This window comes from Streptomyces sp. NPDC003042, assembly GCF_053591315.1.
Genome location: NZ_JBSFTP010000182.1, coordinates 1 through 1,595 on the forward strand (window position 1 = coordinate 1; position 1,595 = coordinate 1,595).

The 1,595-nt window shown below is 69.5% G+C and carries 1 protein-coding gene and 1 pseudogene; one reads left to right on the plus strand and one right to left on the minus strand.

All coding sequences use genetic code 11. From position 1 onward, the window contains the following. Positions 1 to 364 precede the first annotated feature (364 nt). Entirely contained in the window at positions 365 to 889 is a 525-nt protein-coding gene (locus tag ACWDYJ_RS36220) for a hypothetical protein (RefSeq protein ID WP_451569857.1), read from the minus strand. A gap of 268 nt (positions 890 to 1,157) precedes the next feature. Between ACWDYJ_RS36220 and ACWDYJ_RS36225 the strand changes: the two are divergent. Beyond that, a pseudogene (locus ACWDYJ_RS36225) lies at positions 1,158 to 1,385 on the plus strand (SAM-dependent methyltransferase); the annotation flags it as partial. Positions 1,386 to 1,595: the final 210 nt, after the last annotated feature.

Consider the following 1,595-nt stretch of genomic DNA (forward strand, 5'->3'; position numbering starts at 1 on the left):
CGAGGTACGACAAACGCGACTACGTCTTCAACGGCACCCTGGCCACAGCAGCCATCGTGATCTGGCTCCGCGACCTCATCAAAGAGCCATCAGACGCTGCCTAGTCTTACTCGGGGCGGCGCGCACAGGGGTACTCTGCCCAGACCTGAACCCTGTGCCTACCGCGTCCGACGCGGCCATCCCGCCAGCCACTCCGGTGCCCCGCCCAGCGCCGCGGCGGAAGTCGTCCACGGGCTCACTGCGGGCCCTCCGTCGCATCTCGAAGTGCGTCGTCGTCCAGGCGGGCCGCCCCGCTCGGCATCTCTCCGACCTCGGTACCCTGGGCGACCCGGCGTACCTGCTCGCCCAAGAACAGGTACAGGGGCTAGGCCAGGCGGGCGTCCGTCGACCTGCGGGCCTTCCACGGGCTACCGGTGTCGAAGAGGGCTTCGAGGACCTGGACCAGCTGGACGCCGGAGATAGCCACGGTCACGGTGTCGTCGTCGTCGTTGAACGTGACTCGGCCGTGCCAGGGGTGGGCGGGATCGGTCCAGCTGGCGGAGTCGAAGGCGATCCGCGCCAGGGAGTCGACGGTGTCCTGGTGGCAGGTGATCTGCAGCGTGGAGAGGGTGGCCGCCACGTGCTTGGTGTCGACCAGGTCACGGACGACCGCCCGCATGACCTCGGCCTCCTTGGCTTCCTTCGCGGCCTGTGCGTCGGCGGCCTCTCGGGCCTTCGCCTCGGTCTCGGCCTTCACCATGGCGTCCGTGAGCGCCTGCGCGTCGGCCTCGGCGGCCGCCTTCTCGGCGGCGGCGCGATCGGCTGCCTTGCGGTCGGCGCGGTCTTCCTCACGCCACCGGCGCTTCTGCTCCTGGTCGGCGGTCCACTGGTCCAGGATGCGCTTGATCATCGGGTTTTCTCCTTCGGGTCACGCTCGGCGCTGGTGCGTCGTGACGATGTTGCGTGGCGCGATCGCCGCGTGCGCAGGTTTTCGGTGATCTGGCCCTGACCGTCCGTGTGGTGGACGGAGGCCTTGCCGACGGCGAGCTCGCCGTGGATGAGTCGGCCTTGGGGGAGGTGTGGGCCGCTACCGGCACGGGTCGAACAGGTTCGCGTGCTCGGCGGGGGTGGCGGAGATGCGGTCCACGCGTTCGCCCACCGATACCCAGCCCGACCCGGTGCCGCTGCAGAAGCCGCCCGCCGGCTCCCTCCCCAACTTCGGAGCGGGCCTGCCGACCCGCCCCAACGTGCACCAGGTGGCACAGGCCGTCGATCCGGGCGCGTCCGTCGTCTACATCGACAACGACCCCATGGTGTGCGCCCACGGTCGGCTGGTGTTGGAGGAGAACCTCCTCACGACCGCGGTCATCGAGGCGGACATCCGCAAACTCGACACCACTCTCGGAGGCCGAGCAGGCCGCCGTTCGGCAGGCTAAGCGGCACATGACCTTCGCGTCGAACGACTCGGTGAAGACCATGAAGTGCATCCGGCCGCGGGTGCTGATCGCGGACATCGGTTCACGGAGAACCGGTTCCCGGTCCGGCGGACGATGGGAGTCGTGCCCTTGGCACCCCAGGTGCGGCCGGTGACCTGGTCCGAGCGGATCCCGACCTGG

Coding starts and splice junctions, on each gene's coding strand:
- ACWDYJ_RS36220 (WP_451569857.1), bottom strand. CDS start 889: ATGATCAAGCGCATCCTGGACCAGTGGACCGCCGACCAGGAGCAGAAG.